The 3,082-nt window shown below is 75.5% G+C and carries 3 protein-coding genes; 1 reads left to right on the top strand and 2 read right to left on the bottom strand.

Annotated elements, in window-relative coordinates; all coding sequences use genetic code 11:
* Positions 1-90 precede the first annotated feature (90 nt).
* Positions 91-735 (bottom strand): RICIN domain-containing protein, encoded by a 645-nt coding sequence (locus PROKR_RS26675; RefSeq protein WP_051433402.1) that lies wholly within the window; start codon positions 733-735, stop codon positions 91-93.
* Positions 736-905: 170 nt separating this feature from the next.
* Here PROKR_RS26675 and PROKR_RS26670 point away from each other — a divergent pair, with 170 nt between their 5' ends.
* Positions 906-1,712 carry an SDR family NAD(P)-dependent oxidoreductase gene (locus tag PROKR_RS26670; protein WP_036969880.1) on the top strand — a complete coding sequence of 269 codons (807 nt, stop codon included), beginning with the start codon at positions 906-908 and terminating at the stop codon, positions 1,710-1,712.
* 18 nt (positions 1,713-1,730) lie between these two features.
* Here PROKR_RS26670 and PROKR_RS33135 read toward each other — a convergent pair.
* Positions 1,731-3,082 (bottom strand): carbohydrate-binding protein (locus PROKR_RS33135; RefSeq protein ID WP_036969878.1); only part of this gene is annotated, 1,352 nt, incomplete at its 5' end.

The following is a 3,082-nucleotide window of genomic DNA, read 5'->3' as shown; positions in this document are numbered from 1 at the left end:
CGGCCAGACGCTCGGCGCCTCGGCGCCAGGGGCTCCCGGTCTCGCGCGGCTCCGAGCGGTCCAGGTCGCCTCAGACGGGCCCAGGCACGCTCACGAGACCGTCCAGCGCTGGTTGTCCCCGGCGTGGCAGCCGTACACGATCGCGGGCGTGCCGTTGTCGACGGCGCCGCCGGACACGTCCAGGCACAGGCCCGTCGCGACGTTGCGCACCGTGCCGTCGCCCTGCGGTGTCCACTGCTGGTTCGCCCCGCCGGAACAGGTCCGGATCTGGGCCGGGGTGCCCTGCGCCCCGCCGCTCGGGTCGTCCAGGCACATGGTGTCCAGCACGCGCAGCTCGCCGGCGGCGGACGTCGTCCAGAGCTGCGCCGCCGAGCCGTTGCAGTCGTAGATCTGCAGTGCCGCACCGTCCGTGGCCACGCCACCTGGCACGTCCAGGCACCGGCCGGAGGCCACGCTCTGCAGCGTCACGGGCACCGGCGCGGGCGGGGGAGTCGGGGTGGGCGACGGCTCCGGGCTCGCCGGGGCGTCGACCGGCTCGGCGTCGGTCGGCTCGCTGGGGCTCGGCACCGCGATGCTCGGCGACGCCGAGGCCTGTCCGGCCGCGTCCGTCCCGGACACGTCCCGCGTCAGCACCCACACCGTGCCCCCTACCGCGCCGAGCGCGAGGACGACGGCGAGCACCCAGGCGAGCAGGCCGAACGGGGTGCGGCGCGGCGCTGTGACCTGGTCGTACACCCTCGTGCTCCCTTCGCTGCCCGACGGCGCCGGCGCGCCGCCCGTTGCTCTTCCCGTCCTCGACCGGGCACCGTGCCGCCCATGCGGACCGTGCCGTGCCCGGATTGTCCCCCGGCCTCCGCGCCGCACCCTACTCGGTCCCGGACGTCCGCCGGGTGCAGGATCGGAGGATGGCCGCGTACCCGAAGCACACCAGCCGGCACCCGATCAGCCCGATCGGGCTCCGACCAGCCGACCCCGCCGCCCCGCGCTCGTACGTCGTCACCGGCGGCGCCCAGGGCGTGGGCCGGGCCATCGCCGAGCGCTTGGCCGCCATCGGACCCGTCGTCGTCCTCGATGTCGCCACGGCACTGGACCGGGACCACCCGGGCGTGACGCTGGTCAGCGGAGACGCGGCCGACCCCGACGTCGCGCGCCGTACCGCCGACGCCGCGGAGGCGCTCGCCCCGCTGGGCGGCTGGGTCAACAACGCCGCGATCTTCCGGGACGCGCCGATCACCGCGCCGCCGTCCGACGTGTTGGGCCTGATCACCGCGAACCTCGCGCTCGCTGTGACCGGCTGCCACGCCGCCGTCGGGCACCTGCTGGCGTACGGGCGGCCGGGGGCGATCGTGAACGTCTCGTCCCACCAGGCGCAGCGGCCCGTGCGCGGCGCCCTGCCCTACGCCACGGCCAAGGGTGCGGTCGAGGCGCTGACCCGGGCCCTCGCCGTCGACCACGGGCGCCACGGCATCCGGACCAACGCGGTGGCGCTCGGGTCGATCGCGACCGACCGCTACGAGACCTACCGCACCGAGCACCCCGGCGTGGACGCGCAGATGGCTGCCCTGCACCCGCTGGGCCGTGTCGGCACGGGCGCGGAGGTCGCGGAGGCGGTCGCGTTCCTGCTCTCGGACGCCGCCGCCTTCGTCAACGGCGCGGTGCTGCCCGTCGACGGCGGACGCGCGGCGCAGGGGGCCGACCCGGAGGCCACCTGACGCCGCGCGCGTGGAAGGTCAGTCGATCGCCCGCCACGGCCCGTGCCTGTCGCCCGGCGCCTGGTTGCGGGTCCACCACCTGGCCTCGTAGACCGTGCCGTCGTGCACCACGAAGTCGCCCGTGTCGAAGATCCGCGAGGCCGTCCAGAGGGCGGTGCCGTCCCAGTCCTCGGCGATCTGCTGCCACGGCCCGTACGCCGACGCGCCGGGCTTCTGGTTCTGGGTCCACCACGAGGCCTGCCACAGCGAGCCGTCGTACGCGACCTGGTCACCGGCCGTGTAGATGATCTTCGCGCCCCACTCGTCGGCCGTGGGCTCGGTGAGGACGCCGGGCTGCGCGGTGACGCGCAGGTGGTCCAGGTTGATGTTGCCCGTGTCGGTGGCGGTGTGGTGCAGCAGGATCTCGTGCCGCCCGGCCGCCAGCGTGAAGCGGACGCCGGGGGAGTAGTCCCAGATGCGCCATCGGTCGGCGCCCTGGCCCAGGTTCGGGAACGAGACCGGCTGCGCCTTGCCGCCGTCGACGGCGACGGAGAGCTGCCGGTCGAGCGGCGCGACGACCATGCCGTTCGCGTACCGGAACGACACCTCGACGGTGGTGGGCGCCGCGGCCTCGTAGGTGAACCGCACGCCCGCGCCAGCCTTGGACAGGTCCCGGACGAACCCGGTTCCCGTGTACCCAGGGTGCTCGGCGTTGCTGCGTGCCCCGCCCAGCAGCGTGGCCGTCTCGGCCTCGGCCACCTGCTCGGCGTGCTGCGCCTCGATCGCGGCCAGGAGTTGCGCGAGAGTCACGCCGTCGCCGTCAGCCGCCTCGATCCGCTCCGTCAGGTCCGCCAGGGCCTCGTTCATGGCCGCGGAGTCGCCGGCCCGGGCGTGCGCCACCGCCTCGGCGGCCAGCTCGCGCAGGTCCGCGGCGGTCGGCCCGTCGACGGCGTCGGCGTCCTCGGCGTCGCGGATCAGCGCGAGGATGCCGAACAGCCCCGCCGCGCTGCCGAGGTACGGCGTCACCAGCGCGTCGATCCGCTCCGCCACGTCCGGCGGGACCGCCTCCGTTCCGGAGGTCAGCACTGCGTGCCGCACTCCCTGCATGGCCCGGCGCACGGCGTCGAAGTCGTTCGCGGCGGCCGCGTCCAGTGCAGCCTGGGCCCGCTGGTGCAGCAGTGCGGCCCGGGCCGGTGCCAGGTTCTGAGCCTCCTCGTCCAGCAGGTCCGTCAACGTGCCGTCCGGCCGCGGCAGGAGCACCACGGACACCGGCTTGCCGGCGGTCCCGTCCGGCCCGATGACGCTCAGCGAGTTCGCCGTGCGGTAGGCGACGTCGTCGGCCGCGACGTCGAAGGTGAACGTCCGGGACGCGCCGCCGCCGACCCGGCCCG

The organism is Promicromonospora kroppenstedtii DSM 19349 (assembly GCF_000515355.1).
Classification (GTDB): Bacteria; Actinomycetota; Actinomycetes; order Actinomycetales; family Cellulomonadaceae; genus Promicromonospora; species Promicromonospora kroppenstedtii.
This window is presented reverse-complemented; position numbering and strand designations above follow the sequence as displayed.

Excerpts from the sequence above, each read along its gene's own strand:
- PROKR_RS26670 (WP_036969880.1), top strand. The coding sequence starts at position 906 with ATGGCCGCGTACCCGAAGCACACCAGCCGGCACCCGATCAGCCCGATC.